The organism is Polyangium mundeleinium (assembly GCF_028369105.1).
Classification (GTDB): Bacteria; Myxococcota_A; Polyangia; order Polyangiales; family Polyangiaceae; genus Polyangium; species Polyangium mundeleinium.
On sequence record NZ_JAQNDO010000001.1, the window covers coordinates 12,321,631 to 12,345,546 of the forward strand.

At 68.8% G+C, this 23,916-nt stretch carries 20 protein-coding genes; 10 read left to right on the forward strand and 10 right to left on the reverse strand.

Annotated features, from left to right (window positions below; translation table 11 throughout):
- Nucleotides 1-14: 14 nt before the first annotated feature.
- On the forward strand, nt 15-200 hold the full coding sequence (locus POL67_RS54010; RefSeq protein ID WP_308789587.1) for a tyrosine-type recombinase/integrase: 186 nt from the start codon (nt 15-17) through the stop codon (nt 198-200).
- A 1,029-nt stretch (nt 201-1,229) separates the two neighbouring features.
- On the opposite strand, the gene POL67_RS48780 is transcribed toward POL67_RS54010, so the two are convergent.
- From POL67_RS48780 to POL67_RS48790, 3 genes are all read right to left on the reverse strand, one after another.
- Nucleotides 1,230-1,952 carry a hypothetical protein gene (locus POL67_RS48780; protein ID WP_271929041.1) on the reverse strand — a complete coding sequence of 241 codons (723 nt, stop codon included), beginning with the start codon at nt 1,950-1,952 and terminating at the stop codon, nt 1,230-1,232.
- Nucleotides 1,953-2,196: 244 nt separating this feature from the next.
- The gene (locus POL67_RS48785) at nt 2,197-2,691 is read right to left on the reverse strand and encodes a hypothetical protein (RefSeq protein ID WP_271929042.1); all 495 of its coding nucleotides are present in this window, start codon (nt 2,689-2,691) and stop codon (nt 2,197-2,199) included.
- Between the two features lie 66 nt (nt 2,692-2,757).
- On the reverse strand, nt 2,758-2,991 hold the full coding sequence (locus POL67_RS48790; RefSeq protein ID WP_271929045.1) for a hypothetical protein: 234 nt from the start codon (nt 2,989-2,991) through the stop codon (nt 2,758-2,760).
- A 231-nt stretch (nt 2,992-3,222) separates the two neighbouring features.
- Here POL67_RS48790 and POL67_RS48795 point away from each other — a divergent pair, with 231 nt between their 5' ends.
- The 3 genes from POL67_RS48795 (at nt 3,223) to POL67_RS48805 (ending at nt 7,086) form a co-directional block, all read left to right on the forward strand.
- Nucleotides 3,223-5,352: a protein kinase domain-containing protein gene (locus POL67_RS48795; RefSeq protein WP_271929047.1), complete on the forward strand. Its 2,130-nt coding sequence runs from the start codon at nt 3,223-3,225 to the stop codon at nt 5,350-5,352.
- A 46-nt stretch (nt 5,353-5,398) separates the two neighbouring features.
- On the forward strand, nt 5,399-6,073 hold the full coding sequence (locus tag POL67_RS48800; protein ID WP_271929049.1) for a DUF2490 domain-containing protein: 675 nt from the start codon (nt 5,399-5,401) through the stop codon (nt 6,071-6,073).
- Nucleotides 6,074-6,423: 350 nt separating this feature from the next.
- A complete protein-coding gene (locus tag POL67_RS48805) occupies nt 6,424-7,086 on the forward strand; it encodes a hypothetical protein (RefSeq protein ID WP_271929051.1) in 663 nt (220 codons plus the stop codon).
- Between the two features lie 458 nt (nt 7,087-7,544).
- On the opposite strand, the gene POL67_RS48810 is transcribed toward POL67_RS48805, so the two are convergent.
- On the reverse strand, nt 7,545-7,820 hold the full coding sequence (locus tag POL67_RS48810) for a hypothetical protein (RefSeq protein WP_271929054.1): 276 nt from the start codon (nt 7,818-7,820) through the stop codon (nt 7,545-7,547).
- 270 nt (nt 7,821-8,090) lie between these two features.
- Here POL67_RS48810 and POL67_RS48815 point away from each other — a divergent pair, with 270 nt between their 5' ends.
- The 4 genes from POL67_RS48815 (at nt 8,091) to POL67_RS48830 (ending at nt 13,064) form a co-directional block, all read left to right on the forward strand.
- Nucleotides 8,091-8,555, forward strand: coding sequence for a zinc-binding metallopeptidase family protein (locus tag POL67_RS48815; protein ID WP_271929057.1), 465 nt, complete (start codon nt 8,091-8,093; stop codon nt 8,553-8,555).
- Nucleotides 8,556-8,698: 143 nt separating this feature from the next.
- The gene (locus POL67_RS48820) at nt 8,699-11,779 is read left to right on the forward strand and encodes a serine/threonine-protein kinase (RefSeq protein WP_271929060.1); all 3,081 of its coding nucleotides are present in this window, start codon (nt 8,699-8,701) and stop codon (nt 11,777-11,779) included.
- 13 nt (nt 11,780-11,792) lie between these two features.
- Nucleotides 11,793-12,344: a hypothetical protein gene (locus POL67_RS48825; protein WP_271929061.1), complete on the forward strand. Its 552-nt coding sequence runs from the start codon at nt 11,793-11,795 to the stop codon at nt 12,342-12,344.
- Between the two features lie 129 nt (nt 12,345-12,473).
- The gene (locus POL67_RS48830) at nt 12,474-13,064 is read left to right on the forward strand and encodes a hypothetical protein (protein WP_271929062.1); all 591 of its coding nucleotides are present in this window, start codon (nt 12,474-12,476) and stop codon (nt 13,062-13,064) included.
- 4 nt (nt 13,065-13,068) lie between these two features.
- Here POL67_RS48830 and POL67_RS48835 read toward each other — a convergent pair whose 3' ends face one another.
- The 4 genes from POL67_RS48835 to POL67_RS48850 all read right to left on the reverse strand — a co-directional run bounded on the left by POL67_RS48835 (nt 13,069) and on the right by POL67_RS48850 (nt 17,961).
- Complete coding sequence (locus POL67_RS48835) at nt 13,069-14,040, reverse strand: alpha/beta fold hydrolase (protein ID WP_271929064.1); 972 nt, start codon at nt 14,038-14,040, stop codon at nt 13,069-13,071.
- Between the two features lie 5 nt (nt 14,041-14,045).
- A complete protein-coding gene (locus tag POL67_RS48840) occupies nt 14,046-15,167 on the reverse strand; it encodes a Type 1 glutamine amidotransferase-like domain-containing protein (protein WP_271929067.1) in 1,122 nt (373 codons plus the stop codon).
- Nucleotides 15,168-15,233: 66 nt separating this feature from the next.
- Entirely contained in the window at nt 15,234-16,562 is a 1,329-nt protein-coding gene (locus POL67_RS48845; protein ID WP_271929069.1) for an amidohydrolase family protein, read from the reverse strand.
- A gap of 91 nt (nt 16,563-16,653) precedes the next feature.
- Nucleotides 16,654-17,961 carry a ferritin-like domain-containing protein gene (locus POL67_RS48850; protein WP_271929071.1) on the reverse strand — a complete coding sequence of 436 codons (1,308 nt, stop codon included), beginning with the start codon at nt 17,959-17,961 and terminating at the stop codon, nt 16,654-16,656.
- A 244-nt stretch (nt 17,962-18,205) separates the two neighbouring features.
- Here POL67_RS48850 and POL67_RS48855 point away from each other — a divergent pair, with 244 nt between their 5' ends.
- On the forward strand, nt 18,206-19,861 hold the full coding sequence (locus tag POL67_RS48855; RefSeq protein ID WP_271929073.1) for an FAD-dependent oxidoreductase: 1,656 nt from the start codon (nt 18,206-18,208) through the stop codon (nt 19,859-19,861).
- A gap of 100 nt (nt 19,862-19,961) precedes the next feature.
- A complete protein-coding gene (locus POL67_RS48860; protein ID WP_271929075.1) occupies nt 19,962-21,440 on the forward strand; it encodes an STAS domain-containing protein in 1,479 nt (492 codons plus the stop codon).
- A 7-nt stretch (nt 21,441-21,447) separates the two neighbouring features.
- On the opposite strand, the gene POL67_RS48865 is transcribed toward POL67_RS48860, so the two are convergent.
- On the reverse strand, nt 21,448-22,371 hold the full coding sequence (locus POL67_RS48865) for a response regulator (RefSeq protein ID WP_271931035.1): 924 nt from the start codon (nt 22,369-22,371) through the stop codon (nt 21,448-21,450).
- Nucleotides 22,372-22,376: 5 nt separating this feature from the next.
- Entirely contained in the window at nt 22,377-23,906 is a 1,530-nt protein-coding gene (locus POL67_RS54015) for a sensor histidine kinase (protein WP_271929077.1), read from the reverse strand.
- Between the last annotated feature and the right edge of the window lie 10 nt (nt 23,907-23,916).

A 23,916-nucleotide genomic window follows, 5' to 3' on the forward strand; every position in this document is an offset into this window, starting at 1 on the left:
CGGCTTGTCTCGCGATGATCGATAAGCGCGTTACCTGCCACACCCTGCGCCACAGCTCCGCCACGCACTTGCTGGAAGCTGGAACGGACATTCGCACCATTCAGATGTTGCTCGGGCACAGCGACGTGCGAACCACGATGATTTATACCCACATCGCCGATCGCGGCCCCCTGGGCGTCGTGAGCCCACTTGATCGGTGAGGGGCGAAAACCCCCACGAACGTGGCTCGCTGACCGGAACCTCCCGTCACCACCCAGGCCCACAAACGTACGGATCTCACAGCTCGTCCGGATCTACAACAGGAATCCAGAACCCTTCGCGAACACACCGCATCCCGCGTCCGCTCGCGGAACGCGAAGGTCCCCGAACGAATCTAGGTCGAGCCTCTCGATCAAGAGCCCAGCCGGCCCTCGGACGACGAGCGGGCCGCGTTGAGGCGCAGATACAGGTAGATCGATGACCTCGATGCGCTCGAAACTGTGCGGCTGAAGCAGCACGCCTCGCAGCCGCGATCATCACACGTCCTGGCAGAGATCCTCGACCTCCGGACCATCCACGCCGAAGCGCCGGAGCGCGGCCTGCACCGCGGCGAGCTCGCGCAGCTCCGGGCCCGTCGGCCTGACCTGGCCATTGCCATGACGCAGTCAGGCGTGCGACGTCGCCCCGTCTTCGAGCGACGAGCAACGAGAAAAACCTCCCCCTCCCGGGCCGGATCAAGGTGCCCTTTCTGGTCTGGTGCGCGAGCAGTCCGGCAGCAACCGGCCCGGGAAGGGTGAGGCTGGGGGCTATATGCCCAGACACCCCCAGCGAGCGTCGAGGTGACATCGCCCCTCAGATAGATCTTGGCCACACGCCGATCGCGGTGACAGCGAAGCGCGAGATTTTTCTGGAGAGACCCCGGCGACCTACTCGACGCTCCAGTGCGACCGACGGCCGCAGATGCGATCGACCTTCGTTGCCCCCGGCATACTTCTCCGGGCTGCGCACGCCAGTCTTCGACCTCGACGCGCTTCCCAGGACAAACCCGTTGCGCTACCTTCGCGGCCGTGGACTCTCGCCTTGCTGCCATCTCGCTGCGCCTGATGTGGACCGTCTTCCCAGGCGTGGACCTCGTTGCCTACCAACTCGCCGGCACCGTCGCGGTCTTTTATGCTCGGTCCGCGCGACGTTCCGATCAGGACGTGGCCTCGCCGAGCTTCTCGCCAAGCGCGACGCCACCGGGCTCGCCCTCACGGTTGGGCAGGCGTAGGCGTCACGCACACCGAGACGGTCATGCCGCAGGCGTTGCAGGGCTGGTTGTGGCAGGGATTGATGCTCACCTCCTGGCACGTGCCGCCGGAGATGGGGCAATCGAAGTCGCCGGTGCAATCCGTCACGGCGAAGCAGCCCGCCTCCGGGAGGGCCGGCATCCCGCAGCCCGGGACGAGCCAGCGGCAGCCTGCGTCCGCGCCGCACTCCGTCTCGTTCTTGTAGGAAACACAATAGTCGGGGGGCGGGGGATTGCAGGTCGATATGCCCTCGGTGGTCCAGACCGCGCCATCACACGAGGCCGTCTGCTCCTGCGGGCCGCAGCCGTAATCAACGGTGTAGCTGCACGTGGTCACGTAGCTGCAAAGCGCTCCCGACGCCGGCGCTTCGGACGGGCATGGGTCGACGGGGGGCGGATTGCACCCGCTCGTCATGTGCCATGTCCCCTCTTCGCAATAATACACCTCCACGCATCCGTTGTTGTACTCGCACGAGAGCGGCTCGGTGCACGGCGTGTTCGTGTCCGGCGGCGTCGCGGGGCACTCGGGCGTCTCGACGGGAGGCGGGTTCTCAGTCTCGGTGGGAGGCGGGTTCGACGTGACGGTGGTGATACACCCGGGCAACAACACGACGGCGGTCGCGGCCTGGGCGAAGGTGACGACAAAGGGCTTTCGGCGGGGCTTTTGCTTGCGGGGAAAAGACATGTTCTTCATCTCCGGAGATGGCTCAGCATGGCGCAACCAGGCGCCAGGACCGGTCAGGATTCCTTGGATGTGCAACAATCGTGCACGGGCGCGTCAAGACTGACCTCGTCGTCGTGAACGACCACAGCGGCACCGTGAGCGTGCTGCAGAACGCCTGCTTCCCGTAACCGTGCGGGAGCCGACGGCCGTTCAGATTGCGGTGAACACGAAGTGATCGAGCGGCGTCGACGAACGGCCGCGTAACCTACGCGACGCTCCAGTTCGACCTGCGGCAGCAGAAGGTGATCGCGCTGCTCTTGTTCGGCGACGCCGACCCCTTCGGCGCCCCGCACTCGCACGCCTCGCAGCCGCGATCATCGATCGGTTCCTCGGGGTACATCTCATGACGCTGGTGGTTGTAGTTGTCCGGGCAAGGCTCCTGCACACCCTGGCCGTGCACGACGAAGAGAAACTCGGGGCCGGGATCGGCCACGCAGTACCTCCTCGTCGCGCTCTCGCCGCACGTGTCGTCGTTCGTGTTCGCCATGCACGCGTGCGCGCCGAGCTTCCACACTCTCTTCGTGGTGAACGAGGGCGCGGCGCTCTTCGGTGCGCAGGACTCACTCGTCGGACCGGGGAGCACCGAGGCCCGCACAGACTGCGCGCAGAGCTCGCCGCCGCACGACGCACCGGCCGGAAGCGCGTTCGTGCTCGTGCATGAGCCGTCCCATCCCGCGGGCCCGCTGAACGGCAGCGACACGGCTGCGCTCTCTGCACACGTCCCGGCGCGGATCTCGATCGCCTGCGGCGGCCCGCCTTCACAGGTTCACGGTCCACCAAATCGACCTTGGCGCGAAAAAGAAGAGTCACCTCTTCGGCTCAGCGGCCAATAGTAGACATGAGCAACAAACAGAAGGGCCAGCCAGGGGGCTTTGCCCTTTCGATAGCGGGCCCAAATCGAAACCTGCAATGTCGATAGCGTTACCCAGCGCGTGCTCGCTAAGGTCAACGGCTTCGTTCCGCCGTGGTTGTCGATGCCCTCTGCGAGGTTCAGCTCCACCGCTGGCCTCTTCAAGGCTGCGAAGCACCGCGCGGAGCAGCAGGCAGTGCTGCGAGCACAGCGAGCACGGCTTGGCCTTAAGAGGCCGAGCACGACGGTACGCTCGCCGACCCCGAGCAGGATCCCCTGCGTACCGTACCCGCGTGCGCCTCCGCCTCCGCCTCCGCCCCCGCTCGTCTGTCGCGCACTTTGACGGCAGGCACCATCCGCGCCTACCATCGCTCCCCGAGCATGCCGCTCCTGCGCTCCCAAGACGTCGATCTCCGCGACCTCGCGCGCGGCGCGCCCACGCTCTCGGACGCGTGGGGCAGCCCCACCGGCGCACGCCTCGCCAGGCTGCTCGGCGTGGGCGGCATGTCGAGCGTCTTCCTCGCCGAGGTCGATCCAGGAAGGCGATCGAGCGCGCTCTCGCCGCTCTGTCCGCCCCGCATCGCCGTGAAGGTCATGAAGCCGGCCATGGTGTCGGACCTCATGCAAGAAGGGATCTTCGCGGGTCAGCTCGCGCAACGCGAGGCCACGGCGCTGAGCCGCATCATGGACCGCACGCCGCCCACCGAGTTCGTCGTGGGCTTCTACGGCATGGGCGAGGCGCCCGTCGACGTGCGCGGTCGGACCGTGAAGCTGCCATGGCTCGCGCTCGAATACGTCGACGGCGGGCCCGACGGATCGTCGCTCGCCGATCGCATCACGCGCGCGCCCGACGGCTGTGATCCGATCCGCGCCCTGCGCCTCTGCCGCGGCATCGTGGAAGGCGTGCTCGCGCTCCACGACGAGGGCATCATCCATCGCGATCTCAAGCCCGACAACGTGCTCATCGTCGGGCCCATCGGCGACGAGACGCCAAAGATCGCCGACTGCGGCATCGCCCGCGTCGCCGACGCGACCTACACGATCGCCGCGCTCACGCGCGAGTACGCGGGCACGGAGCAGTGGCTCTCGCGCCCCGGTGAAAAGAATCCGCTCATCGGCCCGTGGACCGACGTGCACGCGCTCGCCGCCGTCGTGTGGTTCGTCCTCGGAGGCGAGCACTGGTGCCGCGGGCCCTGGGACAACGGCTTTCTCGTCACCGGCGAGCGCCGCTCGCTCGTGACCGCGCCGCGCATGCATCCGGGCTTTGCCGCCGATCGTGCGACACTCACCGAGCTCGATCGTGTGCTCGGCAAGGGCGCCTCGCCCGCCCTGCCCGAGCCGCTGCGCAACGAGGAGGCCGCGCACGCGCTCGCCCCGCGCGAGGCGCCTTCACGCTTCGACTCGGCCCGGGCTTTCGCCGACGCGCTCCTGCCCCTGCTCGAATCGGCGGCCTCGCGGTGGAAGGCCCGCGCTGCGCGCGAGGACCGCGCGACGACCGCATTCCGCACGACCCAGGCGCTCGCGAGCCCCGCGGTGACGCTGGAGCCGACCGCGGAGATCGTCGAGCTCGCGCCCGTCGAGATCAAGGGCGTGATGCTGCCACCGCTCCGGCCCGGCAACATCGCGTTCCAGCCCGATGGCCGCGCGCTCGCGCGCTTTGGCGGGCGGCTGATGTACCTGTGGGGTCCGCGCGCCTTGCCCATCCCTGTCGGGCCCAAGGACGCGCCGATCGTCGCCGCGACGACGTTCGTCGTGCGTGGTCCTCACGCGGGCTTCGCGCTCGTCGGCCCCTCGCACGTGCGGCTCGTGCGGCCCGGTCAGATCGTGCCGCTCGTGTTGCCTCCGCGCGAGAGCCCGATCGAAGCCGCGCTCGGGGATGGGCAGACGTTCGCCGTTGTCACGGCGGCCGTGGAGGACGACGAGGACAGCTTGCCCGAGCTCTGGTTGTGGAACGACGAGGCGTGGTCTGCGCCCGTCGCGCTGCCCTTCTCGGGCCACGTGATCGCGCTCTCCTCGGGTCCTTACGGCATGCTCGTCGTGGGCGCGAACGCGAAGGGGACGCGTGGGCGAGCGCTGTTCGCGAGCTACGACGGGCAGACGACGGTGTACGCGACGGGCGTGCAGGACAAACCCGCGCTGTTCGCGGCGCTCTGCAGCGGCGAGCGCCTCGCGTGGGCGGCGGGCGAGGGCTTCGTGCTCGGCCTGGATCGCGGCGCGGTGATCCCCGAGGAGGTCGAGGCCAAGGATCGGCCGGTGGCGATGGCGCTCGATCCGGTGGGCCTGCCGTGGCTCGTGACGATGTCCTCGGTGATGCGTCGGCAAGCGGGCTCGACGTCGCCGGTCTGGCGGACGTATTACGAGAAGGACGCGGGCGCGCCGCCGCTCGTCGGCATCACGTTCACGCACGAGGGGGCGCGTGTCATGGACGCGCGGGGCGGCGGGGCGAACCTCGTTCCGCGCGACATCGGGAGCTGGCAGAGCACGTCCGCGGTACTCGATCACGGCTCGTAGGCCCGATCGCTTGACCACCAACGAAACCTGTGGCTCGACTCGGGGCATGAAGCGCGCCCTCGCCGTCCCCGCCGCCCTCCTCACGCTCGGCCTCGCGTCCGAGGCGCATGCCGATTACGAAGTCTGGCTCTGGTCGGAGAACCGCGTCCCGATCGTCCGGACGGACAAGCCGACGTTCCCCCGCATCGACCTCCGCGTGTACGCCGAGTCCCGCATGAACGGTCGAAGCGGGGGCCTGCACCAGTCGTTCCTCCGGGCGGGGCCGCTGTTTTTCTTGACGGACTTCCTGTTCGTCGGGGTCCAGGGGACGATTTACGCCGATCGCTTGCCGACGGGGGCATTCGCGCAGGAGGCGCGCTTCGAGTTCGAGCCAAATTTCTTCGGGCGTATCGGCGATTTCACGTGGAACGACCGCAATCGCTTCGAGGCGAGGTTTCGCGATACGGAGACGAGGTATCGGTATCGCAATCAGCTCCGGATCAACTACGCGCCGAAGGGCGCGAAATGGATCCCGTTTGTCTGGAACGAGCTGCTCGTGGACCTCTCGGGGCTCGGCCTGAACCAAAACCGCGCCCTGATCGGCCTCGCGCGCATGCTCTCGCCGCAGACGCGCCTCGACGCTGGCTTCATGCTCCGGAGCCGCGAAGATGCTTCGGGATGGACGCACGACCGGGTGTTTTTCATGGCGCTTTTCTTCGACGTGCAGCCGCCGGGGAAGTGATGGGGGGAGCGCGTATGCTCCCGGTAAAACGTTTTTCTTGACGGTGCAGACGCCCCGGCGTACGCACGCGCCCGTGCCTTCCCTGCTGCACGAGGCGATCGTCGAGCTCTTCAGGAACCGGCCCGTGATGGCCGCGGAGCTGCTCCACGAGGCGCTCGGGGTGCCATTGCCACATTTCACCGAAGCGCGCATCGCGCCCGCGGAGCTTTCGGACATCATCCCGCGGGAGCTTCGAGCCGATCTCCTCGTGCTCTTGCTCGACGATCGGCCGGTTCTGGTGATCATCGTCGAGGCGCAGCTCCAATGGGACCCGGACAAACGCTTTGCGTGGTCGGCCTACGTCGCGGGGGGTGCGGGCTCGTTACCGCTGTCCAGCGTGTTTGCTGGTCATCACGCCGAACGCGGCGCTGGCGGCGCGTCTCTCGCAGCCGATCGTGCTCGGCCCTGGCGAGGCCTCCGTGACACCCCTCGTGCTCGGGCCGGACGGCGTTCCGGTGGTGAAAGACATTCCCGAAGCGCGGGCAAGGCCGGAGCTGTCCGTGCTCTCGGTGATGGCGCACGGGCGGAGCGAGGGAGGACTCGCCGTGGCCATAGCAGCGCTGGCCGCGAGCGTCGGGCTCGATCCGGAACGTGCCACGCTTTACGAGGATCTCGTGCTAACCTCCCTGAGCGAGGCAGCCCGGACGGCCCTGGAGGAGCTCATGACGATTCCGAACTATGAGTATCAGAGCGAGTTCGTCCGCAGGTATGTCCAGCAAGGTCGCGAGGAAGGACGCGAGGAAGGTCGCGAGGAAGGACGCGAGGAAGGACGCGAGGAAGGACGCCTCGAGGGCGAGCTCGTCCCCCTCGTGCATCTGTTCGAGCGCCGCCTGCGCCGTCGCCTGAGCCCCGGGGAGCACGCGCGGCTGGCCACGCGGGTCCGCGAGGAGGGGGCGGACCGTGTCAGCGACCTGATCCTCGACCTGTCGGCGGAGGCGCTCGGCGCCTGGATCGCGGTCGACGACAAGCGTTGACGGCCCGCGGATTCAGCGTGGGCGGGTCCTGCGGCGTCCCCACGCAAAGGCCGCCGCGGAGGAGCGAAAGAGGCAACGGCGCCGGAACACCCGCGGTCGTCGTGCATGCGAGGAGAACGTGGCATTGCCGTTGCAATGGCGATCGTCATGCGAAACGATCGTCTGTTTCCCCTTGCATCCTCGTTCCCTTCCATCGCGCTCGGCCTCGTCCTCGCGGCGTGCGCCGCGGGCGTGCCTTCCAGCAGCGGCTCCGGCGGTGCCGGCGGCGAGGACCCCGGCGGAACCAGCAGCGGGGGAATCGGCGGTGCAGGTGGTGGCAATGGCGATGGTGGCGCGGGCGGCGGCCCCACGACGCCCCCCGTGCTCGGCACGCCGCTCGTGTTCCGCGAAGCAACGCCCGCGGTCCTGGTCGATACGACGAACCCCGCGGGTGCCCACTGCGGCGTGGTTTCGCCCATTCAGGGCAATTCCAGGCGTATCGTGGTGAACGTCGACGATTGTGGTCTCGGCAGCGCGGCGGCGGATGTCGTGGGCGTGGTCGGTTCGGTCACGGTGCGCACGACATCGACGGAGGCCATCGATGTTCGCGTCGAGCCGAGCGACGCGGCGACCCCCGGCGCGCCGCATACCGTCGGGCCGCTCGTCTCGGCGACGCACGGCTTCGTCGTGATGCGCGGCGCGGACGGCGCGTTCGCGGTCGAGGTGCCCGGAAGCGCGAGCGCGGACGTCCTCATCGAGCTCGGCGCATTCCTCGTCCCGGAGGCGGCCGGCGGGCGGTTACGTGCACCTGCTCGATCAACCCCTGCGGTTTTACGCGGCGAACCCGAACGACGACGGCTGGAAGGCCCCGTGGCCGACGCTCGACACCGTGCATCGTTATCCGGTCCTCGGCGCCGATCAGGGGGCGACGGGCATGTTTGGCGCGGTGCACTTCGGCCCGGGGGTCTGGCGCGACGCACCCGTGACGTTCCACATGGGGCCCGCGCAGCCGGCGGGGTCCGGCAATGCCCTGTCGCGCTGGGCGAGCGCCCCCGCCGATTCGCCTTTTTCCCTGGCGGCACACGAGCCTCTTCCTGGTCGGCGCAGCGGGCGGCGAGGTCGAGCTCCGCAGCAGCTCGGAGACCGAGCCGGGTACCGAAAGCGGCATCGAGCCGTGGTTCGACGCGGTCGGCTTCCTCGTCTTCGAGCTGCCGCCGATCGACCCACCCCAGGGCTATCGTTGGTTTCACGTCATGGTCGGAGCCAGCGCAGACACATTCCCGGGCGCCCTCGGCGGCGGCCTCGAAGGGCCCGATTGGATGACCACGGAGCTCAACCAGAATGGCAAGGTCACGACCCGCTTCGTCACGCGCACCGACGCCGAGGGCGCCTTCGTGATGCGCCATTATGCCTACACCAGCGGCGGCCTCTCCGGCGTGTTCGACGTCCCCGTCACCGTGCGTATCGAGGGTGCGCTCACGAAACCGTGAGTACGCCCCGGTATTCCCAGGTGCCCGCGCCGCCCCCGAGGGGCCCCACGCACTGACTCTTCCGTCGCTCTCGCACGTCGTTCGAGCTCGCGTCGGCTCCATTTGACACGCCCCCCTGGCCTCGCGAGAATGTCCTCCCTGGCATGTCGAGCGCCCTGCCCGAAGCTGTCCGTCGGCTGACCGATCTCCCCGATGCCGAGCGGCGCATCGGGGCGTTCTGGCTCGTGCGACAGCTCGGTCGCGGCGGCTTCGCGCCGGTTTGGCTGGCCGAGGAGACCGCGGGCACGACGAAGCTCCGGCTCTCGGCGGTGAAGCTCTTTTCGCTCGACGGGGGCGGCGAGGCCGGAAGGCAAGCGATCATCGACGAGGCCGCGCGGCTCTGCCGCGTCGAGCACCCGAACGTCGTGCGCTTCTACCAGCTCCCCGTCGACGAGGCGCGCGGCGTCATCGGGCTCGCGATGGAGTACGTCGCAGGCGAGTCGCTCGGCGAGCGTCTGCGCGACAAGCAAACGCTCTCGGTGCGCGAGACGATCGATGCCGGCATCGCGATCGCCTCCGCCCTCGTCGCGGTCCACGGCGCCGGGCTCGTGCACCGCGACATCTCGCCCGCGAACGTCGTCGTCGACGCCGCCCTGCTCGGGACGCCCGCAGCGTACAAGTTGATCGATTTCGGCATCTCGGCCGCGTCGCCGACGACCACGCCCGGACAAACCATTCCCTCGATGCGATCGAAGATCCCGAGCGCGCCCGGCACGCCGGGGGATCGCCCGAGTGATCGGGGGTTTCGTTCGCCGCTCGAGGCGATCGGGGGCAAACGCGGGTTCGTCGATCCTGTCTGCTGGCGGGATCTCTCGCCCGCGACGAGCGCGAGTGACCTCTATGCGCTCGGCGCGGTGCTCTTCGTGTGCCTCGTCGGTCGGACGCCCGCGGCGGGCCGGGGCTCGCTCGACGAGGAGGTCCTTCACGGGCGAAAGCGGCCGCCGCGCCTCGCCGAGCTCGTGTCGGAGCTCCCGGCTTCGCTCGGGGATCTCGTGGAAGCACTGCTCGCCCCCGAGCCGGAGGAGCGGCCCCGATCGGCCGAGATCGTGGCGATCGAGCTCGAACGTATTCGCAGCGCGCTCGTCGGTCGGAGGCGCGCGCTGCCGCCGGAGGAAGACGGGCCGTTTCGCGGACTCGAACGTTTCGAGAAGGAGCACCGCGACGTCTTCTTCGGCCGCAGGGTCGAGGTCGCGGCGGCGCTCGAAGTCTTGCGCACGCGCGGCCTCGCGGCGCTGCTCGGGCCGAGCGGGAGCGGCAAATCGAGCCTCGCGCGCGCCGGCATCTTGCCCGCGATCGCCGACGGCGCGCTCGGCGGTCCGCGGCAATGGGAGACCGTCCTGATCTCGCCGGGCACCGACCCGCGGCAGGTCCTCACGACGGCGCTCTTTCACATGGGCATCGATCCGCGGCGCTCGCCCGAGGAGGCGGCCGCGCAGGTCGAGGCGTGGCTCGCGCAGAGCAAGCGCGGGCTCGTGTTGCTCGTCGATCAGCTCGAAGAGATCGCCACGCTCGCGCAGGGCCCCGCCGGCAAGAGCCAGACGTGGACGCTCGACCTCCTCTCGCGCCTCGGCGCGCGCCCGTGGCCGGGCCTGCGCGTCGTGGTGACGGCGCGGCGCGACTTGCTCGATCCGATCCTCGCGCACGAGCAGGTGGGCCGCGTGATCACGCGCGGCGCGGTGCTCGTCTCGCCGCTCGGATCGGCCGCGTGGGGCGAGGTCATCGACGCAGCGTTCGAGAGCTACGGCTACTCGTTCGAGGATCCGCGGCTGCGCAAGGAGCTGATCGAAGCGCTGGAGACGACGGCCGGATCGATGCCGCTCGTCGAGTTCGCGCTGCGCGAGCTCTGGCACAGTCGCGATCGCGCGAACAAGCTCATCACGCGATCGTCGCTCCGCGCGATCGAGTTCTCCGGGGCGCTCTCGCGGCACGCGAACGAGACGCTGGATCGCGCGGTGAAGGAAGCAGGTACCGAGCGCGTGGTGCAGCGCGTCCTGCTCTCGCTCACGACGCCCGCGGGAGCGCGCATGACGCGGCCGATCGGTGACCTCGTGCGCGAGATCGGCCCCGCCGCGCGCGCCGTCGTGCAGGTCTTCGCGGAGGCGCGACTCGTCCTGCGCGAGACCGAGCGGCGCAAGGACGGCGAGGTCGAGCTCGTCACGCTCGCCCACGAGGCGCTGCTCGTGCACTGGGGCAGGCTCCGGGACTGGGTCGCGAGCGAGCGGGAGGAGCGGCTCGTCATCGAGGATTTCGAGGACGCAGCCAAGGTTTGGGACGACAAACCCGACCCCGAGCTCCTGTGGCGCAGGCGCCGCTTGCTGCTGCTCGAAGAGATCCTGCGCGTGCGGCAGCTCCGCCTCGAAGGCGCGGCAAAACGGTTTTACACGGCCAGCGTCTCGGCCGCGCAGCGCAGCCGCATCATCGTGGGCGTGGTCGGCATCCTCGCCGGCGCCATCGCGCTCGGGGCGGGAACGGTGTACGTCGACCTCGAGGCGAAGCGCGCGCAGGCCGAGGCGGACACGGCGATGGCGAAGGCCGAGGCGGCGCTCGCGCTCGCGCGGGAGTCGAAGGCGCAGGCCGACCGAGAGCGGGCCGTCTCGGGGCAAAAGGAGGCCGAGAAGCGCGAGGCCGAGGTGAAGGCGGCGCTCACGGCGCTAAAGCTCGTACAGGGGTCGCTCGCGCTTCAGGCGAAAGCGTCGGCCTCCGAGCCGAAGGAGCCCACGGCGCTCGATTCGAGCGTCGTCCGCCAGCTCGACGAGTACATCGTCAAGCAGGAGCGCGACAACGCGAAGCTGCCCGAGCCGCTCGAAGATCTTTTGCGAGAAACCGAAAACATCCCGCCGCCCGTGGTGGAGCCCGGGCTCACGGGACCGGTGACGGTGCTGCCGCCGCAGCCGCGCGGCGGCCCCGTGGCGCGGTCGGTGGTGCCCGGCGAGGCGTACTCGAAGCTGTCGCAGGCCAAGGTGGTCGCGTCCTCTTGCAAACGCGAGGACGCGTCCGAACCAAAGGGCAATGGCAAGGTCGCGCTCGTCCTCGACCCGAACGGCACGGTCTCGGCCGTCTCGCTCGACGAGCGTTTCGTGGGGACAAAGGTCGGTGCGTGCGTGGACCGGGCGTTCCGGCAGGTGAACGTACAGCCGTTCGAGGGCAAGCCGTTCACGGTAATATGGTCGTTCGCCATTCCGTGATACAAGCGATGGCATGAACCATCGACTTTACTTCGGCTCGATCGCAATTCTTTCCGTGCTGTTCGCCGCGTGTGGTCTCGGGAGTTATCAGCCTCCCTCGGGGGCCGGGGGCGAAGGGGGTGAGGGCGCGAACGGTGGGACTGGCGGCCACGGAGGTGAAGGCGGTGTTGCGGTCACCGCGACTGGCGTCGGAGGCGGCACGGGCACGGGCGGCAATGGCGGGTTCGGGGGGAGCTTGCCGGAATGTAACCCAGTAAAAATGCCAGTATGCTTGTACGACTGCATGAATAGCACGCCAGCGCAGGCTCAATGCATCGGCGACGCGTGGGAGTGTCCCCCCGGCTCGTCCGAGGCGAGCACATGCCCGAAGTGCTGCAAGTCGGCTTTGGATTGCATCGCAATGTTTACCTGCGTCAACGAAGTGTGCAAGGAGCCGCTGCTCGGCGGGCAATGCTGGTCGAACGCAGATTGCACGGAGGCACAGGTTTGCGAAGGAGCCGTGGTCTGCGCGTGCGGACAGGACTGCACCATGCCGGATACGCCGGGCAAGTGCGCGCCTTCATGAAACACCGCCCCGAGGCTTACGTGCCCCCGCGGGCCATCTGCCACGCCACCCCCTGATCTTCCGTCCCGCTCGGCCCCGGGCGCCTCGCGGAGTGGTTCCGCCACGCGAGGCCGTGGTACCATCGGGGGTATGGACCATCGACTTGGCTTCGTTTCGATCGCGATCGTTTCCTTGGGGCTCGCCGCGTGCGGGCTCGGAAATTACGAGCCGCCCTCGGGGAACGGCGGCGAAGGGGGTGACGACACAGGGGAAGGCGGCAGCGCCGGCCAGGGCGGCAGCAGCTCTAGCAGCGGTGGCACGGGCGGCGGCAACGGCGGCACGGGCGGCGTAGGGGGCGGCCAAGGGGGCAGCAACGCGGGCAGCGGCGGAAACAGCGGCGCAGGGGGAGGCCCCATTCCGTGTGAGGGCGTCGGGCCGACGTGCGCGCAGACCTGCCAATCCGGGGGGATCGTGGATCCGCTCTGCGTGAGCGGCAAGTGGGAGTGTCCTCCGGGCACGATCGATATGTCGACATGCCCGGGCGTGGACGGTTGTTGCACGAAGGAGTCGGATTGCCCGATCACGAACACGTGCGCCGCGAACCGCTGCAAAGAAAAGGTGCCGCTGCCGAAGTGCTGGGCCGACGTGGATTGCGTCGGGGGCACGTGCGTGGGCGCGAGCGTCTGCCCGTGCAACCAGACCTGCTTCAGCCCGGACACGCCGGGGGAGTGCAAGCTCTGACCGTTCAACCGCCCGCGTGGTCCCGGAGCCACGCGACGACCTGATCTTCGAGCCCGCCCGGCCCGGGAAAACCGAGGTCGACGCGGGCCGGAAAACCGACGTGCCCGCCGCGATCGATCCATCGCACATCGAGCGGCGGGCGCGCACCGGAGAGAACGGGCAGCAGCGTGTGGGCCGGGACCATGGGGTCATGCTCGGCAGCCACGACGAGCGAGGGGACGGCGAGCGTCGCGAGGCGCGGCGCGACGCTAGATTCCTCATAATAATGGTCGGCACCGCGGAAGCCGAAGCGCGGCGCCACGATATGCTCGTCCCAGTCGCGGATCGTGGCAATGCGGCGCGCCTCGGCGAGCGGCAAGGGGACGAGGCGACGGCCGGCGACCTCGGCGTAAATCTCTTTGATGGCCGAGAGGACGTGCCGTCGATACACGAGCCGCCCGGGCTCGTCGATGGCGCGGGCGCCGACGAAGAGGTCGAGCGGCGGACAAACCGCAGCGACGGCGCGGACGCGGGCGTCGAGGGTCGATTCGGTCGCGGCGCGGAGGACGATGTGCCCACCGAGCGAATATCCAATGAGGAGAATGCGCGAATACCGGGAGAGCTCGGCGCTCGCGAGGGTCGCGTGGAGGTCCTGGGTGATGGCCGCGTGGTAAATGTCCTCGCCCGTGCGGTCGGAGCCTCGCAGGTTCACGCGCAGGCTCGCGATTCCGGCCGCCTCGGCGGCGTGCGCGGCCGAGAGCACGTAATGGCTGCGGACGTCGCCCCCGAGGCCGTGGACGACGACGAGCAGCGTGTCCGAGGGCGCGTGGTGCAGGCGGCCCGAGAGGCGAACCTCGCCGTATTTCGCGTCCTGGACCGTCAGCCGGAACGGCACCGACGCCGAGACGCGGCGCGGCGCCAGCGTGTGCCGCGCGACCGGCGCGATGGTGAACCAGTGGCCAAGGAACGAAAACACCCGGTTTTTCCTGTCGCTCATGCCATTCACGAGATCGCGACCTCCTCGCCCGCGCGATGGCAGCGTTTCCTCCCGTCGGGGCCGAAGGCGTACACACCGTCGCCTGCGCCGACGCTCACGGCCCGGCGCGGCGACAGGTCGAGCAGGAGGAGCGAGCGCTGGTTCAGGCCGACGCACGCGTGATGGCGGAACCTTCGCGCGAGGTACGCGAGGTTGTCGGGGTCGTCCGTTTGAATGCGCTCCATGCAATGCGGAAAGATCTGGATGTCCTGCACGATGCCGAGACCACGGTCGTAGAGCTGGAAATCGCGCGGGGTCTCGGCGAAATCGTCGTACACGATGACGCGCTCGCAGAGGACCATCGCGCCTGCGGAGACGGCGACGATCTGCGCGCCGCGGCGCAGGGCCTCGACGAAGACGTCGCGCAGGCGGAAAAACCGGAGCGCGCCGAGCAGGAGGTCGAGGCGGCCGCCGAAGAGAAAGATGTTGCTCGCGGAGAGGATGCGCGCTTCGAGCCGCTCCTTGGCGGCGCGGAAGGCCGGGTGGTAGAGGGCGCCGGCGGCGTCGAAGGCGCGGCGCTCGATATCGCCGAAGAGCTCGAAGAGGTGGTCGTCGTTCGATTCGAGCGTGCGGAAGGCGCGCCGGAGCTCGCGCGCGAGGGCGTGGCGGGCGAGCGCGCGCGGGCCCGTGGGGTGGGTCATGTCGGCGAGCAGGCTCTGGAGATCGGTATCGGGCGCCTCGGATTTCGCCTCGCGCAGCGTGCGGCGGAAGAGGTCGATCGTGTGCGCGTTGTGCTCGAGGTAAAACCTCCGCGCGGTGGCCTCGGCGCGGCGCAGCTCACGGAACGCCTCGGCGAGCTCGGGCGCCTTGGCGAGGACGCCGTCGAGCTCGCTCAGCAAGGAAAGGTTCTCGTGCGCGCGGTCGAAGCCCTCCTCGAAGACCGAGGGGAAGCCCGCGGTGTTGAGCGCGCGCTTGACGTGCGCCTCGTCGTACTCGTGCTCGGCCCAGCCCGCTGTGACGAGCAGGGTGCGGCGCGCGGCAGCGACGGCCGGATCCTTGTGGCGGGACGTCGCGAGGAATGGGGCCGCGGCCCGAACGAGCCATTCATCGGACTCGGCATTGCCGTTGAAGAGGATGGCGCCGCGCATGCGGGGCGGATTGTACACGAAGGCGGCGGCGAGGCGAAGGCCCGAGCGCGCGAAGAGCGACCCGGTTCAACGGGAAGGGGTGACCCACACCCCGTTCAGCATGACCCGACGGACGTCGCGCAGGGCGGAGAGGTCCTCGCCAGGGTTGCCACGGACGAGGATCAAATCGGCGATTTTGCCGGGTTCGAGGGTCCCCAGCCGGTCCTGGATACGAAAGAATCTCGCGTTCTCCAGCGTTGCGGCCGAAAGGATCTCGCCCCGGGAGAGGCCGGCTTCGTAGAGGAGCTCCATTTCGCGGACGTAAGCATCTCCGCGCTCGGCGTGGGGCACCGCAGAATGGGAGCCGACCACGATACGCACACCGGCCCCGTGCGCGCGGCGGACGAAGCCGAGCATGTTGGTGAAGGCGCGGGCCTCCACGTCGTTGCTCCCGGGGTCGCCCGGGCGGCGCTCGAAAACGGCGAGCGTGGGCGTGAAGAAAGTGCCCTCGGAGACGAGCAGGTCGAGGATCGCCCGCACGCGCGGGGAATCCAGGTCGACATTGCTCCAGAGCGCATAACGGCTCGGCCCGCGGGCGGCGTTGTCCGCGAGGACGGCCTGTCGAAAATCCTCCGCCTCGCGGAGCGGCACGATCGCGGTGCCGAACGAGGTGACGTGCTCGACGCCGTCGAGCCCGGCGCGCACGGCGTCGCCCGCGTCCGCGATTTCGAGGTGCGCCGTGGTGATGAGGCCCCGCTCGTGGGCGGCCTCGTTGACGGCCCGGATGGTGCCGAGGGGCAATCGATAATAAATCTTGATGGCCGACGCGCCCTGGTCCGCGAGGCGATGGACGGCGGCGCGCGCCTCGGCCGGATCGAGGACGAGGAGCGCGTCCTTCGGGTGCGCGGGCGGCGGCGCGTCGAGGTGCGGCCCGGTCAAAAAGAGGCGTGGGATCGGGGCGGCGGAAGAGCGCACCGGGTCATAAGCCTCGATCCATGCGCCCGGGTCGCGCAGGGAGGTCACGCCGCGCTGGAGGAAGAGGGACGGGAGAGGAATGTCGCCGTCGAGGTGGAAATGGGCGTCGATGAGGCCGGGCATGACGGATTGTCCCGTGGCATCGACGATCTCCGCGCCCGCGGGGATTTCCACGGCAGCGCGCGGGCCGACGGCGAGGATACGCCCCTCCCGGACGACGACCACCGCATCGGGCACGGGCGGCGCGCCGCGCCCGTCGAAGAGCGTCGCGCCCGTGATGGCCAAGGTTCGGCCGGCGGGAGCTTCGGCGACGCGATTGACCTCCCGCGCGGGGGGCAGGAAATCCATCCGTCCACCGATATCGTGCTGCGCGATCGCCGGGGTCCCGACGCAACCGCCCGCGACGGCGGTGATGCACAACATCCTGGCAATCCGGGGCATGGTGGACCTCCTGGGCAAACGCGCCACGATAGCGCGCCCGCCCAGAAAATCTAAATCCGCGCGCCGGATTCGCGAGTCCACCGTCCGCGCTTCACGCGGATAGCGCGAGTACGGCAACCTTGAAATGACGCGCGAGCCGCTCGCCGGCATCCCCATCGGGAAGGCCAAGGGTCGAGACGAGCGCGGGGTCATTTCCAGCGCACGCCTCGGCCTCCACGATTTCGAGCGTCTTTCGGCGCTCGGTTTCCACTCTTTCCCGCGCCGCGGCGTCGAGTCGCGGCCGAATCCATTCGTCGATGGCCCACGCGAGCGAGGCGTGCCGCGCCTCGTCGAGCGCGATCCGGCGCATCGCGCGGCGGACCGCGGGATCCTTCGCGGCGCGCGCTTGCCACATGCCCACGAGCGCGCCGAATGTCTCGCGCACGCAGCCTTCGACCGCATTGTCGAGCGCGATGGCTTCGAGCGAGCGCGGCGCTTGTTTTGCGACGATCGGGGCGCGGAATTGCCCGCCGTGACGGGACGCGAGCCTGCGCATCACCCGCGCGTGCCGGACCTCGTCACGCCGCGCAATCCCGGCGCGCTGGATGAGCGCACGCGGGGCGCCGTGGTGGGCGAGCTCCGCGGCGAGGGCCTCGAACGCGTCGACGCTCGCGGCTTCGAGGTGCGCGACGCTCGCGAGATACGCGCCGACGCGGGTCGTGCCGCGGGCCTTGCGCCGCGCGAGCCCCGCGGGGCGCCGGCCAATACAAGCGCCCGATTCCGATTCAATGACCTCGGACTCGATCTCCTGCACGTTCCCGTCGGCGTTGATGCGGAGGAGGTACAGTTCGCGCACGATCGGGTCGCATATCTCGGTGTATCTCGTGCCGAGCACATCGAAGCCGGAGCCTGAGGCCCGGACGCCGCCCTCGTCCGCATCGTTGCAGGAGACGTGATACTCCGCGAGTTCGGCGGCGAGCACGGCCTCGACGGCCGTATCGATGGGCCGGATCAAGTCGAGGACGGCCTCCTTCGTTTCGAGGACCTCGACCTCGTCGCCCTTGTTCGTGACCAGAATGTGGCGCGGGCAAAAATCGACGCACTGGCCCAGGCGAAAACCTTGGGCGGACGTGGCGGCGGCGATCGCGGCCTCGCACATGGCGACGTTGCTCGCGGAGCCGCACTTGGTTCCGAAGGTCGCGACCACGCGTGGCTCCTCCGACGGCCCTCCCTCGTCGATGCTGACGAGTTGCATGAAATCGAGCTCCTCGGCGGTCCGCACATCGGACAGGTCTCGATCGGACCCGCACGTGACGACGCTGAAGCCTTCGGTGTCGATCCCACAAGCAACAGCGGCGGGCGCGATCGAGAGTGAAAGGACGTGACGCAAGATTCTACCGACTCGATTGGACCTGGCCATGGGCACCTCGACCCTCGGCTCGGCAAGGGCCGTTCCAGCCAGGAGGACGCGGCTTTTCAAGAGCGCTCCCGAAAACCCCCTGGCACCCCTGCCGCTCCGGACTGCGCAACCCTGGCACAGAATGGCCAAGGGGACAAAAACGTGCTCCTCGAACGAAAACTCTGCACGGCGTGGGGGCTGGCTCGGTTAGATTGAGCAATCGTGGGCGGATCATTGATTCGGTCTGCGAGCAAGGAGCACTTGCATGACATGGCACTATGATGCGGACGTGGTGATCGTTGGGGCTGGGGGCGCGGCGCTCGCGGCGGCGGTGGCGGCAGTGCACGAGGGCGTTTCGGTGCTCTTGCTGGAGGCGGGTCCGCAGCCCGGGGGGACCGCCTCGATATCGGGCGGCGCATTCTGGATCCCCAACAACTCGCTGATGCGCGCGCAGGGGCTCACGGATCCGCGCCCCGACGCGCTGAAGCTCATGGCCCGCCTCTCCTATCCGTCGCTCTACGACCCGGCAGCGTCGCATCTCGGCCTGCCGAAGCGCGAGTACGATCTTCTCGCCGCCTTTTATGATCACGGCTCCGACGTGATCGACGAGCTCACCCAGCTCGGCGCCCTGTTCCCCATCATCTACCCGGGTTTTGGCTTCTCCCCGAGCCCGATCTCGGACCCGGACTACCATGCCGGCCTGCCCGAGAACGTATCACCGTATGGACGCGTGCTCGGCAATGCGCCCCCGGGCCTGGTCGGATGGCCGGGCTACCTCCTGACGCAGTCGATGATCGATTGGATCCAAGCGAAGCACGTGCCCATTCGCACGAACCATCGGGTCGTCGGCGCGATCCAGAAGAAGGACGGCGAGGTGGTCGGCGTGGAGATCGAGCACAACGGCGCGCGCAAGCGGGCGCGGGCACGGCGCGCGGTCGTGTTCGCGACGGGTGGCTTTTCGCACGCGCGCGGGAAGGTGCTCGGATTGCAACGAGGACCGCTCTTCGGCACGGGCAGCGTCCCCACGGGCAAGGGCGACTTTTTGGATATCGCCGCGAGCCTCGACGCCGCGATCGGGAACCTGTCGAATGGATTTTATTTTCAGCTTGCGATCGAGGAGGCCGCGGCGCAAAACGGCCACGTCACGAACGTCGGCGCGATCGCGTTCGGGGTGTACGGCGACAGCACGATCCTCGTCAACAAGTACGGGCGCCGGTGTGTCAACGAGAAGATGCCTTATCACGTCCGGGCGCAGAGCCATTTCCTGGCGCTCGGGACCGACGAGCCGAACCTCGTCCAGTTCATGATCTGGGACGAGGCGGTGGCCCAGGAGCCGACGTCCTGGCCGTGGCGAGGCGTCGTGCCGGCGCCGGGGACATTGCCCCCGTTCGTCATCAAGGCGAATACCCGCGCGGCGCTCGCCGCGGCGATCGACGCGCGCCTCAACGCGCTGCGCGGCCAGCGGTTCGCGGCGAGCGGCGTCGTGCCCTCCGTGAAGCTCGATCCGAATTTCGTGACGAACCTGGATGCCACGATCGCGCGCTTCAATGGCTTCGCGGCGACGGGCATGGACCTCGATTTTCAGCGCGGCGCCACATCCTTCGAGAATGCCTGGCAAGGGCCGTCGCGCAGCGTGACGGCGAACCGCACGATGTATCCGATGTCGGCGAGCGGGCCATATTACGCGGTGATCCTCGGCGCCGGGACGCTCGATACCTGCGGCGGCCCGATCGTCGGGACGGACGGGCGTGTGCTCCGGCCCGACGGCACGGGGATCCCGGGCCTCTTTGGCGCCGGCAATTGCATTGCATCCCCGGCCGGCCGCGGATACTGGGGCGCGGGCGGGACGATTGGCCCGGCCCTCGTCTTTGGTTTCCTGGCCGGAAAAAAGGCGGCGCACGAGCCCGTGCACCCGCTCTGAAAGGCCGGACACGTGCAAAAAATTACCAGCGTTCATGGAAGGGGCGCCATGATGACGCCTCGGGTTGTGCCTTTCCCCCATCTCTGTTAAAGCCGTTCCCATGATGGGCGACATACACCGCCATCTTGGCGGGGTGTTCGACGGGTGCCCGGATCCACTGTTGCTCGTCGAGGGCGACGTGGTGGTGGCGCACAATGAGGCAGCGAGCGCGGCGCTCGGCGAGGCCGAGTCGTTGCTCGCGCTCTTCGATGCGGCGGATCGGGGCGTCGTGTCGTCGGCCTGCGCGGCCGTGGCGAGTGGACAATCGACGAAATCGACGTTCTCCGCGCGTCTCGCGGGGAAGACGTCCAAGCGCTGGACCGCGTGGCCGGCCGGTCACGGTGGGATTTGCGTCCGGATGGACGGCCCCGCGGAGCCCCGCGCGGACATTCCAGCGCCGCTAGCTCCCCTTGTCGAGAAAGACGAGCCCGTCCCGCTTCGGACCGTGCTCCTCGGCAAGATCTTCGATCGATTCGACGGGATCCTCTGGTCGATCGCCAAGGATGGAACGATCCTGATCTCGGAAGGGAAGGGGCTCGCCCACTTCGGACTCACGCCGGGCGCGCTCGTCGGTAGGAATGCGTTCCAGCTCTATCCACACGGATCGGTCGCTCGAGAGGAGACCGAACGCGCCCTCGCGGGGGAGGAGCTCTACGGGGACAGCATCGAGGGCATGTCCTACTGGATACGTCGTCTCACGCCCGTGCGAGACGCAGCCGGCGACGTGACCGCGATCGTCGGATTCTCTCTCCGCGCCAATGAAAACTCGGAAGAGACCCTCCAGGCCAAGGCCTTGATCCGGGCGCTATCGGAGCTGCCCCTCGCAATCTGGGCCATGGACGCGAACGGGACGTGCAAGATGTCCCTGGGAAACGGCCTCAAGGACCTCGGCATCATGCCTGGCGAGCTCGTAGGGAAAAATCTCTACGAACTCTACAGCGGCCGCGAGGATTTCAAGGCGGACATGAAGCGGGCGTTCGCCGGGGAGCAGTTCGTCTCCGAGACGTCGTTTGTCACGACGCACTGGCGCAACACGATCATCCCGGTGCGCGACACGTTCGGCGAGCGCGTGGTGCGTATCTACTCCGTGGCGGAAAACGTGACCGACCGCGTGGAGAACCAGCGTCGGCTCGAAGAGCAGCTCGCGCTGATCCAATCGCAGCAACAGGCCATCGTCGGGTTGTCGAGCCCGGTGATCGAGGTCTGGCAGGGCGTGCTCGTCGTGCCGCTGATCGGATCGATCGACCAGGCCCGCGCGAGCATCCTGCTCGAACGGCTGCTCACGGAGGTCGTGGGCCGGCAATCGAGCTCCGTGATTCTCGACCTGACGGGCGTGGACACGGTCGACGCGGAGGCGGCGCAGCATCTCTCGAACGTGATGCGGAGCGTGGAGCTCGTCGGCGCGACGGGGCTGCTCTCCGGCATCGGGCCGAGCGTGGCGAAGACGATGGTGGACCTCGGCGTCGACATGCAATCGCGCCGCACTTACCCGACGCTGGCCGAGGCGCTGCGGAGGCTGATCGGCGCGCGCAAACGGTGAAGGCGTTTCAGCGGTTCTCGCCGTGCAATTCGAGCACGGCCCGCTCGTGCAGCTTCTTCAGGTAGGCATTTCGATCCGGCGCGTGGACGAGCTCCCGCAAATCGGCCTTGTTGATGAGTAGGACGAGGTAATCGTCCCGGCGCTCGCCGTGCAGATCGCTGCGGAGGGGCGCGGAAAAACCGCCCGGTGCGATGAAAAGGCCGAGGCGGGAGCGATTGAACTTGCGCGAGAGCTTCCACAGGAAGCTGCGAATCTCCGTGGCGCCCGCGGGCCTCGTCCAGTTCTTGCATTCGGCGAGGATGTACGACGTGCGTTCGTTCACCCAGAAGGGATCGGTGGATTCGTTGCGGATGACGAGGTCGATTTCCTCTTCCTCGTTGCGGCGACGGGCCGAGGCGTGGCGAAAGCCGGGGATCGTCTTGAAGACGAGGACCATGAGGTCTTCGAGCAGCTTGCCCTTGCGGTTCGGGTCCGTCTCGCTCTCGGCCGCAGCCCAGGTGTCGCGAATGGCCGCCTCAGCCTCGTCCGAGGAGAGTTCGCCGAAATGGTGTGCACGCACGGCTTCGAGCGCATTGCGAAGCTTTGCGAGCAAGAGGACACGGAAGATCGGGCCTTTTTCGAGGTAATCGTAGGCGCCGTCCTGGAAGGCGCGCGTGACCGCGGCCTCCGTGGCATACCCCGTGACGAGGATGGTCTTCGCGAGCGGCGCGCGGCGCGAGACCTCGGAGACGAGGTCGAGGCCGGTGTCCGGGCCGGTCTTGCCGTCGAGCTTCTGATCGACGAGCACGACGTCCCAGCCGCCCTGGTCGAGCCGCGCGAGCGCCTTTTCGATCTCGTCCGCGGTCTCGACGAGATACCCCTCGGCGCCGAGCCGGGCGCGATAGAGCTGCAAAAAGCTCGGGTCGTCGTCGATGATCAAGATGCGGCCCATCGGTCTCACGCGGCGCTCCTTCCGGCGTCCACGGGCAGGCGAAGGACGAATCGTGCCCCGCCGAGCGGGCTCTCTTCGCAATGCGCCTCGCCGCCGAGCTCCGCCCGCGCGACCTCGCGCACGAGCGCGAGCCCCTGCCCCGTCCCACCCGGCCGCAAGGAAAAACCAGGCGCAAAAATCGCTTTTCGATACTCGGGCGGGACCCCCGGTCCGTCGTCGTCGACGGTGACGACGATGGCGCCGTCCGCGTCGAGCGTGGCGGCGACGCGAATTTCGGCCGGTCGGTCGTCGCGGGCGCGCGCCGCATTGCGGAGCAAATCAACGATGGCCAGGACGAACCGATCACGGCGGCCACGAACGGGCGGGAGGAAGCGGGGGCGGTCGAAAAGGGCCACGCGGCCGAGCTCCTCGGCGAGGGCGGCGAGCGCGTCCTCGATGGCCGCCGCGACGTCGAAAGGCTCGGGCGGCGGGCCGGCGCGCTCGACGACCTGCGCCATTTCGGTCATGAACCGGAAAATGCGGTCGACGCCGCCCGTGATGGTGGCGCCGTGCCGATCGACGAGCGGCCCGCGGCCATCCCGCTGGAGCGCGGCGAAGAGGTCGTCGAGGGCCTCGCGTACGGGGACCAGGGCATTGCGGATCTCGTGCGCGACCATGCGCGCGTGGCGGGTCATGGCGAAGGCGGCGCTCTCGCGCTGGATCAATGCAGTGGCCGCGCGAATGCGGCCGAGGACGGCGGCCGTCTCGTCCTGAATGAGCGCGCCGGCGAGCAGGACCATCGGCGTATCGCCGGACGCGACCTCGGCGAGCAGCTCGGCGCCATTTTCGGTGAGCTCATACGTGGTAAGCGCCTCCTCGGCCTCGTCCTCGAAAGAAAGGAGGCCGAGCGCGGCGAGGCGATCGAGCGATTGCGGATGCGCGGCCACCTCGCTGCCATACCAGAAGACGCGGAGCCTGCGGGCCGCGACGAGGCGCGCCGCCGCCGCACGCGAGAGGCGCCAAGGATCCGAGGGCCCGCGGGATTGCGCGACCTCGACCGCGAGGAGCCAGCGAACGGCGTCCCGCTCGGGCAGGCCGAGGACGAGCCGGCCAATGGGCGTGAGGAGCGTCTCGCCCTCGGCGCGACGTAATGCCCGCACTTCGAGCGCATACCGCTCGGGCCAGAGGCTCGGGGTGCGCTCGGGGCGCTGGATGGAAAAGAGGACCTCACTGGAGAGGCGATCGAGCTCGCGATCGCGGGTGCGGGAGCCGGCCGAGTCGGACAAACCGAGCCGGCGGCGGAGGGCGACGTCGATGAGCGCGTGGAGCTCCGCAGCGCTCGCGCCAAACGCGAGGCCGCCTTCGAGCAATCGCTGCATTTCCTGGACGAACGCCCCGAGCTTGTCGGACCAGACGTCGTGCAGGCGCTCGATTTTCTCCTCGGGCTCGCCGCGCGCTTCGAGCGCTTCGAGCGCGTCGAGCAGCGTCTTTCGGTGCGCGCCGAGCCCCGAGAGCGCCCACGAGGAGCCCTCCGGGCGGTCGAGAGTGCGGCGCACGTCGTCGAGG